Here is a 20,011-nt window from a genome sequence, read left to right as displayed (position 1 = left end):
AACAACCGGGTGGTGTGAAACTACCCGGTTTTTTATCTGTTTTCGTAACATTGTAACATTTAAGCCACTTTCAATCCTTTCGAAAAAACACTTTACAAATGGTAAACTTTTGTGGTATAATTTTAAAGAAATTCAACATCAATTTAAGGAGGGAACAAGGATGGCAAAAAAGACGATTATGGTAATTGACGACCAACCCGAGATACTCGAACTGGTCAGCTTTACTCTTCAAAAAGAAGGATACGAAGTCGTACCCGTTGAAGACGCGGAAAAAGCACTCCAAGAGCTTAAAGAAAAAGACGTGGACATGTTCATCGTAGACATCATGCTCCCAAATATGGATGGTTTTGAATTTGTAAGAAACATCCGCGCAAGCGACAAGCACAAACTTACTCCCGTAATATTCCTCAGCGCAAAGGGAGAAGAATTTGACAAAGTGCTCGGATTAGAACTCGGAGCTGACGACTACATCGTCAAGCCGTTCAGCATAAGGGAACTCCTCGCAAGAATAAGGGCAGTATTCAGAAGAATACAGCTCGGAACAGTTGTCAAAGAAGAAAAACCGAAGAAGATAGTTGCAAAAGACTTGGAAATCGATATCGACAAGTACGAAGTTCGCGTCAAGGGCAAGAAAGTATCTCTCACGCCGCTTGAATTCGACCTTCTAAGGTTCCTCGCCGAAAACGAAGGTAAAGTCTTCTCAAGAGACGTTCTGCTTGACAAACTCTGGGGTTACGACTACTTTGGTGACACAAGGACTGTAGACGTGCACATCAGAAGGCTCAGAACGAAGATAGAAGATGACCCATCAAATCCAAGATACGTTGTCACGGTTAGAGGAAAAGGTTACAAATTCAGAGACCCAGGAAAGGAAGAATAATTTATAGATGGCACTTTTAATTGCGTCTATACTACTTGCACTTGTTTTCTTAGTGCTGTTTATTAACGAGCAGCGTAAGAAAAGAGTATATTCCAAATACTTCGACAAGATAGCGATAAGTATAGGAGAGGAGGCTGGCACTCCTCCCCTATATATCTATGAGCGATTAAGGAAGCGCCTCGAAGAGCTCGAGAAAAAGATAGCCGACAGCGAGCGCGAGAGGAAAAATGTCTTTACGATACTCAACAACATAACAGACCCAATAATCATCGCTCGTGGTGATGGAACGATAACATTTGCAAACATAGCCGGTAGAGACATCACGCGCCCCGGCGTTGAGGGAAGGAAAGTCTTCGAAATCATAGAGAATTATGTCCTTCTCGAGATGTTTGAAAAGGCTCTCCAAACTGGCGAGCTGCAGAGCGGTGACGTTGCGCTGAACGTCGATGCTGAGACACGTCATTACGATGCAAAAATCGTCCCGATTAAGTTCGACGAAGAAAGCGAGCGATACATCATCGTCTTGCACGACACAACGAAAGAAAAACAACTCGACAAGCTTAGACGAGAATTCATCTCCAATGTATCGCACGAACTGAGAACGCCGCTTACATCAATTCACGGTTATGCTGAAGCGTTGCTCGACGACGACCTCTCAAACAAAGAGCTTGTTAGAAAGTTTCTTGCTGTTATCGAGAGCGAATCTGCAAGGATGACAAGACTCATAAACGACCTACTCGACCTTGAAAAACTTGAATCCGGCGATGCGAAGTTCATATTCGGTCCTGTTGAAATGTGTCACGTCATGGACAGAGTTTACAACATCTTAGAACCTCTCGCAGAGGACTATGGCGTAGAGCTTCAAATAGAGTGCGACGAGCCAAAGACTGTCTACGGTGACCTCGACAGGCTTGTGCAACTTGCTCTCAACCTTGTCGACAACGCTGTTAAATACACGTCTATAAAAGAGGCAGGCGAGAAGAAGGTCGTTGCAAGATGTTATGAAAAAGAAAACATGATAATCTTCGAAGTAAAAGACACAGGTCCGGGCATACCTGAAGATGCGCAGCGAAGGCTCTTCGAAAGGTTCTACAGAGTTGACAAAGCGCGCAGCAGAAAGGTAGGCGGAACTGGTCTCGGGTTGTCGATTGTAAAGATGATTGCAGAAAAACACAATGCAAAGGTGACATTTGAAAGTAAAGTTGGGGAAGGTACCACGTTTAGGGTAATATTCAATAAGTACACGGAAGACCTCAAAGAGCAATCAGAAAAATCAAATGAAGCTCTTCAGAATAACAGAAAGTAGATAAAATCTTGGAGGTATCAAAATGAGAGCTTACGATATAATCCTCAAAAAAAGAAATGGCGGAAAACTCACGAAAGAAGAAATTGAGTTTATGGTAAACGGCTATGTCAAAGGTGAAATTCCTGATTATCAGATGTCCGCGTTCCTCATGGCTATCTATTTCAGGCACATGGACACAGAGGAAAGGGCAATCTTCACAGAAGTCATGGCGAATTCTGGAGACAAAGTTGACCTCTCATCTATCCCTGGCATAAAGATAGACAAGCACTCGACAGGCGGTGTTGGAGATAAGACAACGCTCGTCGTTGGACCAATTGTCGCATCTCTCGGCGTACCGGTTGCAAAGATGTCAGGGCGTGCACTTGGGCACACTGGCGGTACGATAGACAAGCTCGAATCGATACCGGGATTTCGCACATCGCTAACAGAAGAAGAATTTTTCGAAAACGTCAGGAAAATAGGCATTGCTGTTGTAGGACAAACTGCGAACTTGGTTCCAGCGGACAAGAAGATATACGCTCTCAGAGACGCAACAGCAACAGTTGACGAAGTCTCGCTCATCGCTGCGAGCATCATGAGCAAAAAACTCGCAGGCGGTGCAGATGGCTACGTGCTCGATGTCAAAGTTGGAAGCGGTGCATTCATGAAAACCATCGAACAGGCAACAGAGCTTGCCGAAGCGATGGTCGGCATAGCCAAATCGCACGGCAAAAAGGCAGTCGCTGTTCTCACCAACATGGATGTGCCACTTGGAAAGATGGTCGGAAATTCACTCGAAGTCCTTGAAGCGATTGAAACATTGAAAGGCAACGGACCAGAAGATTTCACCCAGCTGTGCATCACGCTCTCTGCGTGGATGTGCCACCTTGCAGAAAAAGGCACTTACGAAGAGTGCGTACAACTTGCAAAGAATGCACTTGAAAGCGGAAAAGCATTTGAAAAGTTCAGAGAATTCGTAAAATACCAGGGCGGAAATCCTGAAGTTGTCGACAAACCAAAAGAGATACTCCCGATGACAGACAAAATAGTCGAATTCACCGCGCCTGAAGATGGATACATCACAGCGATAGATACTGAAAAAATAGGCATTGCATCGAACTACCTTGGTGCTGGAAGGAAGACGAAGGAAGACACGATAGACTACAGTGTCGGAATAGAAATCATCAAGAAACTTGGCGATTACGTCAAGAAAGGCGAACCGATTGCAAAGATGTACGTATCAGAAAAAAGCGACACAGAAACCGCGAGAAAATTGCTCTTAGAAAGCTACAAATTCAGCCCAGAAAAGCCTGAACACAAGCCGATAATCCTCGGTATTGTGAAATAACAACAATTTACGAGAAAAAACGAGGGCACAACCTAAGCATGTGCCCTCTTATTTTTTCAGTTGTATAACGGCCTTATAGATGTTATAATAATCACAGAAAAGACGAAGAAAAGAGCGCAAAGGGGTGTAAGCGGTGCACAAAAAAGTAGCCTTCAGCTTTGTTTTCTTAATATTGATAGCGATGGCATCCTTGTCGGTTGCCCAGATTTTTTTAATTTCTGACAAAATCATAGAACCTGCTAACGGATACTTCACAGAACAACAACTGCGCGAAATAGGGTTCAGCATAGTTAAGAACGATAAAGTATATCTCATATACGGCAAGAGACTCGTTATAGGCTCTTCAGGTGATTTTATCGTAGACTTTGACCAATTCGTACCGAACGCGTACACCGTCTCGAACGGCCAAATACTCGTGAAAGCCGATTTCATAGCTAATTTCCTGAATCTCTCAAAGCAAAACGACATATACTACGACAAACCAATTACCATAACCTCTGTCACGTACACAGAAGACGAGTTGTGGATAACATCGTCCATTCCGATGAGGAAAGAGTTCTTCACAACATCATTGTCGAACAACACACTTACTATCAAATTCTTCCCGGCAACAAGCACTGCAAAACTTCCTGAAGGGTTAACGCTTTCAAAAACTAACAACACGATTTCTATATCCTTTTCAAAACCAATCTCAGAATACGATGTAAGCATTTCAAATGGTGTGCTGAGGATCTCATACGTGCCAGTAATAAAAAAGATTGACTACCTAAAACGCACTGAATCATTTGCTGGCAGAACGTTCACTGTTAACTACATCATCGTTGAGCCAAAATATGTAAACATCACACCACTCCTTCCTGCAAAAGGCATAGGCTCGACAGCTACACTGCAGACTATTCTTTCACAGAACGGATATTCCAACGGTGTCAATGCGAATTACTTCGATCCTGCAACTGGACTGCCGATAGATATAATCATCGCGAATGGAAAAGTGCTATCTCACAGGTACGGTTTGAGGCCCATGTTCATCCAGACGACAGACAACCAAGTCTTCATCAAGAAAGCGTATGTTGATATAACTGTCAGAATCGGTGATGTTCTCTTACTTGTCAAAGGCGTAAACACAACCGCACTGGGAGAAGTTAATATATACACCGAAGAGTTCAACTTAAAAATCCCGAACGACAGGACAAAAACCTACGTTGTTGTCAAAAGTGGAAAGATATCCTCAATCGGATATGTTCAGTACGTACCGGACAAATCTCAAGTGATAATGCTCAGCACAGAATTGGTAAAAAAACTCCTTCCAAACCTTGCTGTTGGTCAAACTGTTTCTGTAGAGCTCTACACCGACAACGGTTACAAAGTTAAGAACGCAGTAGGTGCAGGTCCTCTGCTCTTACAGGACGGCAACATAATCCCGGACGCTGCTGAAGAAAAACTCAGATACGGCGGAGGAATCCCAACGACAAGGACGGAGAGGACTATAATAGCCATAAAAGACAACAAGGTGCACCTCATAACCATAGAAGGTCTCAGCGGTTCAGGTATGAACTTCGACGAAGCTGCCCAGTTCCTCAAATCGAAAGGTTATATTTCAGCGATGATGCTCGACGGTGGCGGCTCGACTGCGATGGTCTACGCAGGAAAGTATGTAACAAGCGGTACACCAAGGAATATCCCCGTTGCTCTGGGTGTGAAATAACTCGAGTAATTCCAAAAATGAAGGGCGGATAAAACCGCCCTTCTTTATTGTCTAAAAATTCGCTATGAATATTGAAAATTCTCAACAAGATCTTCAAATTCCTCAAATAACGGGGCTTCTTTCTTTTCTTCTAAAGCCATCTTAGCAAGCTTGTCAGCTAAATTATTCAGCGCATTTCCTCTGTGCGCTTCAACCTTGACAAACTCTATTTTCATCGCTTTTTTTAAATGCTCGACAAAAGCTTTGTATAACCTTGTCACTTCCGTATTCGCTTTCCACTCTCCATTTGCCCAGTGAGCCAATCCAGAATAATCGTGGAATATCTTAATACACTTGTACCCATTCTTCCACGCCCAGAAAATCGAATACATCACCGCATAAATCTCGCCTGAAACATTCCTGTGTTGTGCAAGAGGTTCGGAATAAAGCGGAAAGGAAAATTCTACAATCACAGTACGTCCATCACTGATAATTCCCCCAGCACCGATTACTCCATCTTTAAAACTCCCATCGGTGTAAGCTTTCAAACAAACGTTATCTTTCAAAATACTGAAACCCTCCTGTACAGTTTGCTCTACTTCTCATATATTATTAACGTGCATTACTTTTCATATCTGACGCACCAAGGACATAGAACCTCCAAAAACTACGAATGAACAACAATATCGGTAGCGCAATCAAAACACCCACAAACCCGAGAATGCTTCCGAGCAGGAAAATCGAAATCAGTATCACGAACCAGTGTAATTTCAAATTATTCCCCTGAATCCTTGGACCGTAAAGCCAGGATTCCGTTTGATTGACACCTACAAGAAGAACTGTGAGCCACACAATACCAATCAACCCTCGTGAAGTGAACGCGAGTAAATACATCGGAACAGCCGTGAAGAGCAAGCCGACGAACGGGAAGAACCCACCGATGAAACTCAGCACGCCCAATGTGAATGCCGAAGGCACACCGATAGCGTACAGCCCTATTGTTGTCAGCGTTGCGCTAATAAACGACACAAGCACCTGCCCTCGCAGATAACGTTTGACTTCAGAAAAGAACGTTCTTGCAAACAACTCGCCGTATTTTGGATCATCAACGAACAGCAAATTCACTTTCCTTCCGAAATACGCACGTATACTCTCTATTCCGATCATCGTCACAACCAGAAGCATAACCATCGTTATCAACGACGGCACGATTCCGACAACGTACTTAACTATCGAACCCAAAAACGACGAAATGTTGGCTTTAACCTCGTTTAAAAGCTCCGAAACCCACTTTGGCAGTTCAAAGTTCAGATGCGTTTTCTCTGCACTCGCTACAATCTCTCTAATCTGGTTTATTATCATCGGAAAGAAAGACACAACAGCATACACGAACACAAGAACGACCAGAACATAAGATGCAACAGCCAAATATTTCTTATTCGTCTTTCTCAAAACGTAATCGTACGGCACGCTGAGAACTGTCGAAAAATAATACCCCAGCACTAAAGCGCCGACCACAAACGGCACTTTGGCAGCAAAGAAGATGAAAACAAAAAAGTATATCAAAACCAAAACTGCATCGCGATTCTTAAAAATCCCGTTCTTCCTCTCAGCTATACCCTCAGTCATCTCTGGCCTTTCATCGTGTATCTTATTCTGCCTCTCACTCTTCTTCCCCATCAGCATTCTGCCCTTTCGTGATCTTCTTTTCTATTTCCAGCACGAGCGCTTCAGCGGTAGCAAGATTTGTTGCGAGTGGTACGTTGTGTACGTCGCACACTCTAAGGAGCGCGCTCACGTCTGGTTCGTGTGGCTGGGCAGTGAGTGGGTCTCTGAGGAATATCACGAAATCTATATCGCCATTCACGATCATTGAACCGATCTGCAAATCCCCACCGTACGGACCTGACTGGAACTTATTCACCTTAAGCCCGATTTTCTCTTCTATAACCTTCCCTGTCGTGCTCGTTGCAAAAAGCTCGCACTTTGAAAAGACATCCTTCCACTCCTTAACGAACATCGCAAGATCTAGTTTCTTCTTATCATGCGCGATAAGCGCAACTTTTATTCTTTCCATAACCCTACTCCCCTTTCGCATTCACAAACAAATATGCTCCATCAAGCTTTCTTTGCGCTGCTAAGTGTCTTTGCACGTACTGACCGCAGTTGCTCCCTATCTTATTTTCCTCAAGCTCTCCAACGCTGATAATAACTTCAAATCCGTTTTCTCTTAACTTCTCAACAAAAGTCCTGTGCTTTAAAACCAAACCGTTATCATCCACATCCGAATTCAACCCATTCTCAACTGCTCTGTACGTCGGGTTCACCGGCGTTATCTTTATCAAAAACTTCTCAGGATTAAAATACTTGATAATAACGTCAGCATCAGCCACATTCTCCTGAGCTAACGCAAAATTGAGCGTAACCTTCCTATCACCTTCACAAACAAACCTTTCGCCGTAACTTGCCATCCGCTCGAAATTCCACTTTTTCACCGGTATTATCTTATCTCTTTGCTCTGCATCCGTGCTGTGGATTGAAAACTGCATTTGGAACCGCCCAACGTACAACCTATTCTTAATTTCCAACAACCTTTCAAACCAGCTATCCCTGCCTATTGGAGCAACTGTGCTTATTGAAGGCATAAGACCTGGTGCGTTCAAAATGCTTGGCAGCTCTTCAAGCACGTCAAGAACCGTGTCGTTCAAAGCAGGTTCCCCAACGCGCGCAAATTGAATCTTGAACTTCTCGACGGGAATATAACTTCCAAATCTCTTATTCGTAAGATACAGAATCTGGCTCAAAATCTCCTCTTTTGATAACTTTCTTCGATAATATCCTCCAGCATCGCACATCATACAACCAACAGGACATCCGTCCATCGTTGAAACTATCAGTACCCACTTCTTCTCTCTTGGAATGGGGGGCTGAACTGACTCTACGAACTCGATCAATGCGCCGTCTTTACTCTCAGCCAGATACACCATCGCTATATCTTCTCGTCCATAGCTTTCGATTACTTTAAATTCCTTCAAATCGTTCATGAGGCTACCCATATCCACGTCACACCTCCACAAGTCTTCTGATTATCTATTTCATCTCTCTTAAAATCTCCATCGCACACCTTACCCCATCGCCTATCGCTATCGAAGACTGCCTCAAATCAGGATGCGCACAATCGCCGATTGCGTAGACCTTCATCTTCGAAACATCTATCTCGGGCACATTCAACTCCCTTCCGATAGCTATCAACAGCGCATCGAACTCGTATCTGCCACTATCTGAGAAGATGACTATTCCGCTATTACCTTCCTCAACACGCTTAATAGCATCCCCAAGCTTGATGTGTATATTTCGTTCTTTCGCATACTCAACAAGCTTACTTACCGCCTTCAACTCGTTATTTCTCACGAACACTGTAGGCATTATTTCATCCTCAAAAGCGTGGATAGCATAATCAATCGCCACATCCCCACCGCCGTAAACCGCAACTCTTTTAGTATCTTTTGGAAGATTAATGTACTCGTACAATACCCGCTCGCTTACTTCGAACTCAGGAATCCTTCTCGGCTTTGTCCCCGTTGCGACAACTGCGATATCGCAATCGTACGTCCCACTTCGCCCACGCAACTTTAAATCCTCAATCCTTAAAATCTCATCGTGTACGATTTCTAAACCGTACTGTTCAGCATACCATTCAAGTTGTTTTACAAATTGCTCTCCAGAGATAAAACCAAGCGGCGGAAAATTCTCAACCCGCCAAGCGTTCCGTATAGTCCCTGCAATTTTGCCTTTCTCAAAAATTCTAACATCAACACCGTATCTTTTCAACAAAACCCCGCAAGCAATCCCTGCAGGACCCGCGCCGATTATGGAAATTTTCAAGAACTCAGCCTCCCCATCATGTGGACACCGGCATGATAAACAAAATGAGCAAACGCTAATTCATTATACCACATTAAATATTGTAGAAAATCGAAGGAAAGATTCGGAAATTTTCACGATAGTTCATAAACTTCTCTCTTCTCTACGGAACTTCACAAAACTTGTGATAGCATCATTTTGTTTTCCAAAATATATGTGTTATCTTTTTACTGAAAACGTTTTCGAAAACGTTTTCAGAAAGAACAAGAGTTCAGAAAAAGGGGTGATAGATATTGAAAAAATCAGGTATTTTTAACTCGCAGATAGCTAAAGTTGTAGCCTCCATGGGGCACAAAGATACGATAGCGATAGTCGATATGGGTTTTCCCGTGCCTGATTCAACGGAACGGATAGACCTGGTGTTAGACTATGGAAAACCCACATTCTTTGAAGTCCTTGAACAGATTTTGAAGGAGCTCGAAGTGGAAGAAGTAATAATCGCCAACGAATCAAAGGACGAGTTTGTGCAGGAAATTCAAAAAAGGCTTCCAAATGCCAAGATCAAGAGAACCAGCCACGAAGAGCTGAAAGAACTGAGCAAGAAATGCAAAGCAGTTATAAGAACAGGTGATGTAAAGCCGTACAACAATGCAATATTCGTTTCTGGAGTGATATTCTAAAATGAATGAAAAGATTTTAGAACTCGAGGGCATAACGAAGTCATTCCCAGGTGTGGTAGCTCTAAAGAATGTGAGATTTGACCTGTATTCCGGTGAGGTCCATGCACTCATCGGCGAAAATGGCGCAGGAAAGAGCACACTTATCAAGATAATAAGTGGTGTCCACCAACCAGATGCTGGAAGAATAGTGTATAACGGAGAGCACTTGTTGTTCAAAAGTCCAACGGAGGCAATAGCAAAGGGCATCTCCACAATCCACCAAGAACTAAACCTATTCGAAGAACTGACCGTTGCGGAGAACGTTTTTGTTGGAAAGTTGGAAACTTTCAATTTCTCAAAGAGGAAGGCAATTGCCATTGTCCAAGGATTTCTCGATGAACTGAACTTCAATCTCCGTGCAGACGAGAAAGTCAAGAATTTGAACACATCAGAAAAGCAACTCGTGATGATTGCAAAAGCACTCTTTTTGAATTCAAAGGTACTCATAATGGACGAGCCGACGGCAACGATAACCGAATACGAAACGGAAAGACTCTTTGGAATTATTAAAAATCTTAAAAAGAAAGGTGTATCCGTTATTTTCATCTCCCATCGCTTAGAAGAGATATACGAAATAGCAGATAGGGTTACTGTACTTCGTGATGGAGAATATATCACCACAGGTAGAGTTGATGAAATCAGCAAAGACGAGCTCATACGCCTTATGGTTGGCAGAAAGATCGAAGAGATGTATCCCAAGTTCAATAAACCCACAGACGAAGTGCTATTCTCCGTCGAAAGCCTTACAATCGAAGGTTTGGTGGAAGATGTGACGTTCTCAGTTAAGAGAGGCGAAATATTCGGCATTGCAGGGCTTGTCGGCTCAGGCAAATCGGAAATAGCCTTAGGTATCTTTGGGTACTTACCAGCGAAATGGGAAAAGATGACCTTGCTTGGTGAAGACCTAAAGCCACAGAAGAACATGTTAGAACACGGAATAGCGCTCGTACCGGAAGATAGGAAAAAGATGGGACTGATTCTTGATCTCGATGTCGTGAAGAACATCACCTTGCAAAATACAGACGAAGTATCTAAACTTTGGCATATACTCTGGAAAAAGGCGAAGTCGATATCCGCAGATGAGGTGAAGAAATATTCGATTAAGGTCAGCTCGATAAAGCAAAAGGTGAAGACTCTTTCAGGGGGAAACCAGCAAAAGGTAGTGCTCTCAAAAGTACTTAGAAAGACTCCGAAACTTGTGATTTTGGTAGAGCCAACAAGAGGTATAGATGTTGGCACAAAAGTTGAGGTGTACAACATAATCAACGAGCTTGCGAATTCTGGAGTTGGCGTGATTTTCATCTCATCGGAACTGCCCGAAATCGTCAATTTGTGCGATAGAGTCTTAGTGATGCACAGGGGTAAATCTATGGGAATATTGGGGAGAAAAGATGTTAACGAAGAGAACGTAATAAAACTAGCTACGGGAGTTGATATGTAATGGCATCTAAGAAGGTACTCAGGAAACTGAAAGACTATCCTGCAATAGTTGGACTTATCGGACTTGTCATACTCTTTTCTATCCTTTCAGACAGATTCTTCACGGTTTCGAACTTCATCAACGTTCTCAGGCAAGTCTCGATGCAGGCTATTATCGCCTTTGGAATGACCGTTGTCATCATTTCTGGAGGAATAGACCTTTCCGTAGGTTCGGTCTTTGCACTTTCAGCCGCCATACTCGCTTCGATTGTTAGCAAAAATTCAATAGCACTGGGCATCATCGCTGCACTTGCAACCGGAGCTGGCTTTGGGCTTGTGAACGGCTTCATCATTGCGAAAGCAAAACTACAGCCGTTCATAGTGACGTTGGCAACGATGGCGATTGCAAGGAGTTTGACACTGGCTTACACGGAAGGAATGCCCATCACTGGCTTTTCTGATGCTTTCAGATTCATCGGTTCAGGCGACATTGTCGGTATCCCCGTTCCTATACTCATCATGTTCGGATTTTTGGCACTGATGTTCTACATAACAACTTATACCAAGTTCGGTCTGTACGCTTATTCAATTGGTGGAAACGAAACAGCAGCACGTCTCAGCGGAGTCAAGGTTGATGTCTACAAAATCAGCTTTTACATGCTGAGCGGTCTTTTAAGCGCCGTAAGTGCGATTATCTTAACATCGAGGCTCAACAGTGCCCAGCCTACCTTTGGTGTTGGATACGAGCTCGACGCTATCGCTGCTGTTGTTCTTGGTGGTGCGAGCCTTTCAGGAGGTAAGGGCTCGATTATAGGCACATTCTTCGGGGCACTCATAATGGGAATTTTGAACAACGGAATGAATATCCTCAATGTTTCGCCATTCTATCAAGATGCAGTCAAAGGCATAGTTATTCTAACGGCAGTCTTGGTCGAACGTGAGGGTTGACAAACTCTTTCAGGAGGTGGAAGGTATGAAAAGGTGGATACTCGTACTGATGATGGTTGTTTTTGCGGTTTCAGTTTTCAGCTTCAAGGTCGGACTTTCATTATCGACACTTAACAACCCGTTCTTTGTCACATTAAGGGATGGTGCGCAAGCAGCGGCAAAGGAACTTGGCATAACGCTCTTAGTGGTTGATGCTCAAGACAAGCCAGCAAAACAGCTCAACGACATAGAAGACCTCATTCAAAAGAAAGTAGATTTGATAATAATCAACCCAACAGACAGTGCAGCGATAGTCCCAGCTATCGAAGCAGCGAACAAGGCGAAGATTCCTGTAATAACAGTTGACCGTGGTGCTGCAGGTGGACAAGTTGTTGTGCACATAGCTTCTGACAACGTCGCAGGTGGTGCGATGGCAGCAAGGTTCATCGCTCAACAGCTTAAAGGAACCGGCAAAGTCGTTATGTTAGTTGGTATCCCAGGAACATCTGCAGCGCGTGACAGAGGTGCGGGTTTCAAGAACGAATTGAAAAAATACCCAAACATCAAACTTGTCGCGGAACAAGTTGCGAACTTCAACAGAGCAGAAGGCATGAGAGTCATGGAAAACCTTCTCCAAGCATATCCTGATATCAACGCAGTATTTGCTCAGAACGATGAAATGGCACTCGGGGCAATAGAAGCCATTAGAGCAGCAGGAAAACTTGGAAAGATAATCGTTGTTGGATTCGACGCAATACCTGACGCACTTAATGCTGTGAAGAAAGGCGAAATGGCTGCAACAGTTGCACAACAGCCATATCTTATGGGACAACTCGCCGTCCAGAAAGCTCACGAATACTTAACAAACAAAACGGTTTTCATCCCAGTTGAATTGGAACTCGTTACTAAGTAAAATAGATACAATGGTTCAGCCGGGAGGGGGAAAATCCCTCCTGGCCTTTTGAAATCTTAATTTGGAGAGTGGACGAATGGCGAAAGTTAGCATTAAAGATGTAGCAAGAAAAGCAGGTGTATCCATCTCAACAGTTTCGCGTGTACTAACCAGTTCAGCACCCGTTTCTGAGGAGCTAAAAAAGAAAGTAGAAGAAGCCGTCCAAGAACTCGGATATTCCCCGAGCATGCTTGCACGCAGCTTGCGACACGGTAGAACAAAAACGATAGGATTCATACTACCGGATATCTCAAACCCGTTCTTTGTCCAAATAGTCCGAGGTGCCGAAGATTATCTTTGGGAACACGGATACACGCTGATCTTTGGCAGCTCTGACCAGAACAGAAAAAAAGAAGACACAATACTTAATACGCTTTTATCAAAACACATAGATGGTCTTCTATTTACGGGCACGGGAGAATCGAACCCGAAACTTTTGCGGAGCATACAACACGGACTCAACGTTGTCTTCTTAGACAGGCTCATAAAGGACGTCAACGTATCCTACGTGGTTGTTGACAACTTCAAAGGCATAACCATGCTCGTTGACTATTTAGTAGACACCGGTCACAGAAATTTCATATTCATCAACGGTGACAAAAACACATTCAGCGCCAAGCAAAGACACGACGCGTTTATTTCTAAAATGCGCGAATACGGATTGCAACACGAACATCATTACGCAAGCTTTTCGTACGACGCAGGGTACGAATTTGGAAAGAACATAACAAAAAGTTTGCCAGATGCGATCTTGTGTGGAAACGACTTAATAGCATTCGGTCTCTTGGATGCTTTAGAAGAGAAAGGAGTACGTATACCCGACGATGTCAGCGTGACTGGATATGACGACATACCATTCAGCAAATACTACAAGCCTGCGTTGACAACTGTCCATCAGCCCACGTACGAAATGGGAAAAACAGCAGCGGAAATATTGTTGAAACTCATAAACGGCGAGATGACCACCATTGAAGGCATAGTCCTCGAACCAGAACTCGTTGTCAGAGAATCTACAAGGAGGAAATAAAATGATAGCCGTTATCGGAAGCTCGAACATGGATATAGTCTTAACAGTTGAGCACTTTACCAAACCCGGTGAAACACAGAAAATCTTAAATCTTGAATACTTCCCTGGCGGAAAAGGTGCCAACCAAGCAGTTGCGGTTGCTAAACTTTCTAAAAGCAACGTATTTTTTTTAACTATGCTTGGAAACGATTCATACGGAAGCGCACTTGCAAAAAGCTATGAAAAACTTGGAATATCAGGTTACAAATTTGTCGACACGAACACAGGCCTTGCGTTCATCGAAGTAACGCTTTCTGGTGAAAACAGGATAATGATCACATATGGAGCGAACGCATATCTTACACCAGAGGTTATCGAAGAGTGTAAGAGTGATATACTGAGAAGTGACATTCTCCTTTTACAAAACGAAATACCTTTCGAATCAACCCTCCTTGCAGCAAAGCTATTAAAAGACGCTGGAAAATTAGTAATCTTCGACCCTGCACCAGCTATAGGAATTAACCCAGAGATATTCCCTTACGTAGATATACTCACACCAAACGAAGAAGAATTAAAAACACTCTCAGAAAACATCATCGGCAGATACGAATCAATAGAGAAAACGTTCGAAGCATTCAAAGAAAAAGGACTAAGAACTATGGTTGTAAAACAAGGTGAAAAGGGTGCAACGTATATAGATGAGAAAACGATGATCTCAGTTCCGACTATCAAGGTTCAATCCGTGGACACAACCGCAGCCGGCGACGTCTTCAACGGTGCTTTAGCCGTTGCACTAAGTGAGGGAAAGGACATACAGAGTGCAATCGAATTTGCAAACACCTGTGCGGCAATATCAGTAACACGAAAAGGTGCACAGCCTTCCATACCTAACCGTGAAGAAGCCGAACAATTCAAATAAAAAAGACCGTGGCGGAAATGCACTGAGTCCCAATAACGAAAAATGAAAAAGAAAAGCACCCCCGAGTATGGTAAAATAAAACCAACAAGGGGGTGTTTTTCTTGGCAAAGAAAGGACAGAAATTCAAGAAGTATTCTGCTGAACTGAAACAAGAAGTCATTAGACTCTACTTGGAAGAGCATCTTCCAAAAAGGACAATTGCATCTCTTTTGGGCATCGACGAAGGTAGAGTACGATTGTGGATAAAGAACTACCTTACTCATGGAAGTGTCGAACTGAAAAAAGGCAGACCGAAGAAAGAAGCACATGAACTTGAGCTTGAAAGGTTAAGAGCAGAGAATGCATACTTGAAATTATTGATTGAAAAGTTGTTTGAAGAGAGTGATAAAAAAAACAAAGATTGAAGTAATCAAGCAATTAAGCAGTGAATTCAGCATTAGCCTATTGTGTGAAATAGCGGACATATCAACAAATGGGTATTACCGAGCGATAAATAAGAAGGATAAAGATAAGCAGATAAAAGAAAGGATAAGAGAGATATACTTCAAGTACAATGGAATCTACGGATACAGAAGGATAACGATGGTGCTAAGAAGAGAAGGAAAGATAGTAAATCACAAAAAGGTATACAGGCTAATGTGGGGCTGTATGCAAGGATAAGGAAGAAGAACTACATAAGCAGAGCAGCAAAAGAAACATTGTATGTAAGTGATAACATACTAAGAAGGAACTTTAGAAGTGAAAGTAAGTATGAAAAGTTTGTAAGTGATATAACAGAGATAAAGACAAAAGAAGGGAAATTGTACTTAATGATAATACAAGACTTGTACAACAACGAAATAGTAAGCTATGGGATAAGAAAAAGCAATGGGATGGAATTAGCGCATAAGGTAATAGATGAATGGTTGAAGAGTGGTAAGTACAAAGAAGGAAACATATTTCATACAGACAGAGGATTCCAATTCACACATATATTGACAGTAAGGAAGTTAAGAGAAAAAGGTATAATCCAAAGCATGTCAAGGAAAGGGATACCACAAGACAATGGACCAGCAGAAAGCTTCTTTAGCCATTTTAAGGAAGAATTGGTGAAGATACACGGAGAAAAGACAGTAAAAGAATATGAAAGGTTCTACAATGAAGAGAGATATCAGGTAAGATTAAAAGGCATGGCTCCGGTGGAGTACCGAAGCCATGCGGTGTGAAAAAGAATAAATCGATTTTTTTACATACCACACTTTCGGGGGCAAGACCAGAAAACCACGGTCTTTTACTTTGACTTATTTCACTTCTTGATTTCAAACTTCCATGTCTTACCCTTAGTTGCTCCACCGTGTGGATCCTTTGCTACCACGTACCAGTAATACCATCCATAATCTGGAGCAGTGTACTGAACTGAATTCATGTTTGTTCTGATAGGTGCCACGCCTGTAAAATCAGTCGTCCTGCTGACGTATACTTCGTACGTCAAAGCATCTCCATCCGGATCCGAACAGCTCCAAGATAGTGTTATCGTTGCAGGCGTACTTGAGGAAGTGATGGAACCTCCGTCAGACGGACTTGGATTTATTGGAAAATTAGGTGCTTCGTTCTGCTTTGTTGTGAAATTCCAAGTCGTGCTGTATGCGTAATTTCCAAAGCTATCCTTAACTTCTACGCGCCAGTAATATGTCGTAACTGGCTTAAGCCCTGTTGCGATGTGTTCGATTTCGGCTGTTGTTCTTCCAGTAATTGTTGCCAAGAGCGTCATGTTATCAGCACGTCCAAAGTATAGATAATAAACGAGATTCTCTTTTGATGTTTCAACATCTGAACTCGCGTTCCATTTCAGAGTAACATTATTCAAAGCTATGCCAGTACTTCCATTTGCTGGGTTGACCAGAACAGGTTGCGTTGGCGGATTATCCTTATTAGTTATCGTGAAACTCCATACATCGCTTTCAACCGGAGGGTTATAACCATCCTTTACTGCGACTTTCCAGTAGTACGTCTTTCCAAATTCAAAAAGATAACCCGTTTCGAAAGAAGTTGTCGTTAAGTCAGTTGCGGTAACTAAGCTCAGGTTTGACGGCGAGTTACCGATGTATACGTCGAACTTAAGCGGATCACCATCTGGATCTGAAGACTGCCACGAGAACTTTGGAATTCTGTTCGGCTGATTTATCGCACCGTTAGCCGGATACGGCGATGTTGGCTTTGTCGGCGGATTATTCTCATACGTTTCGAATGTGAACTTTTCGCTCTGCGTCTTTCCGCCATGCGGATCCTTAGCGACGACATACCATGCATAAGTCTTGCCGACGTCTAAGATACTTTTTGGGTCAGAAAAGATTTGAGAAGTTGAATTTATACCCTCCCTGCTCACCACAACGTTTCCTTCCGACTCAATAACAAAATCGTACGAAACTGTGTCTTCATCGGGATCAACTGAATTAAGCCATCTAAACGTCAAAGACGTTATCTTTGCAAAATTCACCCTTGAATTGTTAGCAGGTTCTAACAACGTTGGTTTGTTTGGTGGCGAATTTTGCTTCGTTGTGAACGTGAATTCCTGAGTTTTCGAAAGGCCGTACGTATCGATAGCGGTTATCTTTAACCTATAGAGAGTATCTGGTTTCAGCCCAGTTACCCTGTACTGAGTAAGCGTCGAACCGCTGAGCAAATTCTGACTATCGTTCAGCGAGACGTTGTACTTTAGCTCTTCGTAATCTTTATCGTATCCTTCCCATTGTAGTAGCAAGTTGTTGAACTTAACACCAACCTGCCCGTTCTTTGGGTTCAAAAGCTCAATATTTTGCGGTGCCTCATTTGTTTTCGTTCTGAAAGTTGCCCTTGTCAGAGAGCTCTCGCTTCCCCATGGATCTTTGGCTTTAACAGTCCATTCATAATCCTTCTGCTGTTCTAAATTCTTTACAACAGCAGAATTTGTTGCAACTGTAGTTGTGAAAACAGGTTCAGTCTTGCCAAGTAAATACACCTTTACCTCAAAAGTCAAATCGTCGTTATCTGGATCAGTTGCGCTCCAAGTTAACGCCAGAGCTCCAAAAGGATGATCAGAAGTCTTATCAGGTTTCAGGTTGCTCACAGAAGGTGGTGTATTATTTTTTGTATTGAAATACCATACGTCACTTGCAACTGAATCGTCATCCCTCAACCTTACGTACCACTTATATCTTACTGTAGGCTTGAGCTTTCCTTTTGGAACAACAACTGATACCTCGTCTCCGTTACCGTCAACAACGGTTTTATAAACCTCTACATTATTAACTGCTTCCTTAACTACCAATTCGTACTTTTCGTTAGTGGGCGTTCTAAACTTCAAAACTGCATTATTGAATTCGACATTCACAGCCTCATCCTGAGGGCTCAGAAGTAACGGCTTGTTGCTGTTCGCACCGCCGTTATTATTCGTTGGCACACAACTAACAAGCAGGAATGCAGAATATAAAGCCAAAGCGAAATAAAGCAAAGAGCTTGCCTTCTTTATCTTTGTAAATCTCATACAACCCCTCCCTGAAATTCTGTATTTTTCTTTCAAACCCTTTCAAAAATCATTATACCACACCTTCTCCCCAAAATCCTATACAAAAAAAGCATCTCCGAATTGGTTCGGAGATGCTTTCATAACATCACAATTCACTATTAGAGCAGTATCACGTTCTCGTATTTTCCTTTCGTCACATTCTTCGTATCGAACAAAAACGGCACGTTCTTCGCGACGAATTCATAGTCTATTCCGATTGTGTGGCCTGATGTAACTATAGCCCCATCCATCTTCTTCAAATTCTCCTCAGTCAATTCAATTCTCTTGTAGTGCTTCCCGTTGTGCGTGAACTCAGGAACAAACGGATCGTAGTAGAACACATTCACTTTCTTTCGTTCAAGAATCTCAATCACCTTCAACGCAGGACTCTCCCTCAAATCATCTATATTCCCCTTGTACGTCACGCCAAGCAAAAGGATATTCCTTCCGTTCAAACACTGCATCCTGTCGTTCAAAATATCCGAAAGCCTGTCGACAACATAGTACGGCATATTATCCGAAATCTCGCCCGCAACCTCAACGAGCATCATGTGCAAATCGTACTCTTTCGCCTTGTAGACCAAATAGAACGGATCTATCGGAATACAGTGCCCGCCGATGCCGGGTCCAGGATAGAACGGCATATAACCGAACGGCTTCGTCGCAGCCGCATCTATAACCTCCCAGATGTTTATATTCATCTTATTCGCTACCTTCGTCATCTCCTGCACGAGGGCTATATTCACAAGCCTGAACGTATTCTCCAAAATCTTCGTCATCTCAGCAGCCCTCGGCGAAGAAACTGGGAACACGCCAGCTTCAAGCACGTTCTCATACAGCGCCACCGCATGCTTCGTACACTCAGGAGTCATACCGCCGACAACCTTAGGGGTATTTCTCGTCTTGTATCGTGGATTTCCTGGGTCAACTCTCTCAGGGCTGAACGCAAGATAGAAATCCTTACCAACTTTCAAGCCAGTTTCTTCCAAAATTGGCAGTACTACCTCATCCGTTGTCCCTGGGTACGTTGTACTTTCCAAAACGACAAGCTGTCCTTTTCTCAACCTCTTCTTTATCTCATTTGCGCTGTTGATAATATAGCTCAAATCTGGCTGCTTGAATTTATCAAGCGGTGTTGGCACGCATATACTTATTACATCGCAACTTTTCAATTCATCGAAATCCGCCGTCGCTCTTAACTCCTTCGACTGGACAAGCTCTTTGAGTTCAGCATCATCCACATCTCCTATATAATTCTCCCCGCGGTTGATCATATCAACCCTCTTTTGCTGTATATCAAACCCAACAACCCTGTAACCTGCCCTCGCCTTCTCAACAGCCAAAGGCAGCCCAACATATCCCATCCCAATAACGCCTATTACCGCATTTTTGCTTAATATCTTTTCGTACAAACTCATTCTCCATCCCTCCCAATCATTCATTCACTGAATGAATTTTACCATATCTATTATCGGAAGTCAAAGG

The 20,011-nt window shown here is 43.0% G+C and carries 20 protein-coding genes; 13 read left to right on the top strand and 7 right to left on the bottom strand.

The genetic code is table 11. The annotated features are described in order from the left end of the window. Positions 1-160: 160 nt before the first annotated feature. The 4 genes from BUA11_RS00735 to BUA11_RS00720 all read left to right on the top strand — a co-directional run bounded on the left by BUA11_RS00735 (position 161) and on the right by BUA11_RS00720 (position 5,218). Positions 161-880: a response regulator transcription factor gene (locus tag BUA11_RS00735; protein WP_072757311.1), complete on the top strand. Its 720-nt coding sequence runs from the start codon at positions 161-163 to the stop codon at positions 878-880. Between the two features lie 7 nt (positions 881-887). Then, positions 888-2,186, top strand: a complete 1,299-nt coding sequence (locus BUA11_RS00730; RefSeq protein WP_072757309.1) for a sensor histidine kinase — start codon at positions 888-890, stop codon at positions 2,184-2,186. Between the two features lie 22 nt (positions 2,187-2,208). Next, positions 2,209-3,513 (top strand): pyrimidine-nucleoside phosphorylase, encoded by a 1,305-nt coding sequence (locus BUA11_RS00725; RefSeq protein WP_072757307.1) that lies wholly within the window; start codon positions 2,209-2,211, stop codon positions 3,511-3,513. Between the two features lie 133 nt (positions 3,514-3,646). Then, positions 3,647-5,218: a phosphodiester glycosidase family protein gene (locus tag BUA11_RS00720; RefSeq protein ID WP_245789406.1), complete on the top strand. Its 1,572-nt coding sequence runs from the start codon at positions 3,647-3,649 to the stop codon at positions 5,216-5,218. 62 nt (positions 5,219-5,280) lie between these two features. Here BUA11_RS00720 and BUA11_RS00715 read toward each other — a convergent pair whose 3' ends face one another. The 5 genes from BUA11_RS00715 to BUA11_RS00695 are packed head-to-tail and all read right to left on the bottom strand — an operon-like array spanning position 5,281 to position 9,082. Next, complete coding sequence (locus BUA11_RS00715; RefSeq protein WP_072757305.1) at positions 5,281-5,763, bottom strand: RNase H family protein; 483 nt, start codon at positions 5,761-5,763, stop codon at positions 5,281-5,283. Positions 5,764-5,809: 46 nt separating this feature from the next. Beyond that, positions 5,810-6,877 carry an AI-2E family transporter gene (locus BUA11_RS00710; protein WP_245789404.1) on the bottom strand — a complete coding sequence of 356 codons (1,068 nt, stop codon included), beginning with the start codon at positions 6,875-6,877 and terminating at the stop codon, positions 5,810-5,812. After that, the gene (locus tag BUA11_RS00705; RefSeq protein ID WP_084634281.1) at positions 6,861-7,274 is read right to left on the bottom strand and encodes a methylglyoxal synthase; all 414 of its coding nucleotides are present in this window, start codon (positions 7,272-7,274) and stop codon (positions 6,861-6,863) included. The genes BUA11_RS00710 and BUA11_RS00705 overlap by 17 nt, the downstream gene beginning before the upstream one ends. 4 nt (positions 7,275-7,278) lie before the next feature. Beyond that, positions 7,279-8,253, bottom strand: a complete 975-nt coding sequence (locus BUA11_RS00700) for a radical SAM protein (RefSeq protein ID WP_143145240.1) — start codon at positions 8,251-8,253, stop codon at positions 7,279-7,281. 34 nt (positions 8,254-8,287) lie between these two features. Then, positions 8,288-9,082 (bottom strand): NAD(P)/FAD-dependent oxidoreductase, encoded by a 795-nt coding sequence (locus BUA11_RS00695; RefSeq protein WP_072757301.1) that lies wholly within the window; start codon positions 9,080-9,082, stop codon positions 8,288-8,290. A gap of 272 nt (positions 9,083-9,354) precedes the next feature. Here BUA11_RS00695 and rbsD point away from each other — a divergent pair, with 272 nt between their 5' ends. The 9 genes from rbsD (at position 9,355) to BUA11_RS10415 (ending at position 16,208) form a co-directional block, all read left to right on the top strand. Beyond that, the gene (rbsD, locus tag BUA11_RS00685) at positions 9,355-9,741 is read left to right on the top strand and encodes a D-ribose pyranase (RefSeq protein ID WP_072757297.1); all 387 of its coding nucleotides are present in this window, start codon (positions 9,355-9,357) and stop codon (positions 9,739-9,741) included. 1 nt (position 9,742) lies between these two features. After that, positions 9,743-11,221: a sugar ABC transporter ATP-binding protein gene (locus tag BUA11_RS00680; RefSeq protein WP_072757295.1), complete on the top strand. Its 1,479-nt coding sequence runs from the start codon at positions 9,743-9,745 to the stop codon at positions 11,219-11,221. Beyond that, complete coding sequence (locus tag BUA11_RS00675) at positions 11,221-12,147, top strand: ABC transporter permease (protein WP_072757293.1); 927 nt, start codon at positions 11,221-11,223, stop codon at positions 12,145-12,147. Before BUA11_RS00680 ends, BUA11_RS00675 begins: the two co-directional genes overlap by 1 nt. A gap of 25 nt (positions 12,148-12,172) precedes the next feature. Next, positions 12,173-13,039, top strand: a complete 867-nt coding sequence (locus BUA11_RS00670; protein WP_072757282.1) for a D-ribose ABC transporter substrate-binding protein — start codon at positions 12,173-12,175, stop codon at positions 13,037-13,039. A gap of 76 nt (positions 13,040-13,115) precedes the next feature. Further along, on the top strand, positions 13,116-14,105 hold the full coding sequence (locus BUA11_RS00665; RefSeq protein ID WP_072757280.1) for a LacI family DNA-binding transcriptional regulator: 990 nt from the start codon (positions 13,116-13,118) through the stop codon (positions 14,103-14,105). A 1-nt stretch (position 14,106) separates the two neighbouring features. Next, the gene (gene rbsK, locus BUA11_RS00660; RefSeq protein ID WP_072757278.1) at positions 14,107-15,003 is read left to right on the top strand and encodes a ribokinase; all 897 of its coding nucleotides are present in this window, start codon (positions 14,107-14,109) and stop codon (positions 15,001-15,003) included. 101 nt (positions 15,004-15,104) lie between these two features. Continuing rightward, positions 15,105-15,407, top strand: coding sequence for a transposase (locus tag BUA11_RS10425; RefSeq protein WP_072757276.1), 303 nt, complete (start codon positions 15,105-15,107; stop codon positions 15,405-15,407). Beyond that, entirely contained in the window at positions 15,385-15,663 is a 279-nt protein-coding gene (locus tag BUA11_RS10420) for an IS3 family transposase (protein ID WP_245789402.1), read from the top strand. Before BUA11_RS10425 ends, BUA11_RS10420 begins: the two co-directional genes overlap by 23 nt. Then, positions 15,642-16,208 (top strand): IS3 family transposase, encoded by a 567-nt coding sequence (locus BUA11_RS10415; RefSeq protein WP_245789400.1) that lies wholly within the window; start codon positions 15,642-15,644, stop codon positions 16,206-16,208. The genes BUA11_RS10420 and BUA11_RS10415 overlap by 22 nt, the downstream gene beginning before the upstream one ends. 80 nt (positions 16,209-16,288) lie before the next feature. On the opposite strand, the gene BUA11_RS00645 is transcribed toward BUA11_RS10415, so the two are convergent. Next, positions 16,289-18,505 carry a fibronectin type III domain-containing protein gene (locus BUA11_RS00645; protein ID WP_072757274.1) on the bottom strand — a complete coding sequence of 739 codons (2,217 nt, stop codon included), beginning with the start codon at positions 18,503-18,505 and terminating at the stop codon, positions 16,289-16,291. Positions 18,506-18,645: 140 nt separating this feature from the next. Next, a complete protein-coding gene (locus BUA11_RS00640; protein WP_072757271.1) occupies positions 18,646-19,944 on the bottom strand; it encodes a nucleotide sugar dehydrogenase in 1,299 nt (432 codons plus the stop codon). Between the last annotated feature and the right edge of the window lie 67 nt (positions 19,945-20,011).

It is taken from the genome of Fervidobacterium gondwanense DSM 13020 (assembly GCF_900143265.1).
In the GTDB taxonomy this organism is placed as follows: domain Bacteria; phylum Thermotogota; class Thermotogae; order Thermotogales; family Fervidobacteriaceae; genus Fervidobacterium; species Fervidobacterium gondwanense.
This window is presented reverse-complemented; position numbering and strand designations above follow the sequence as displayed.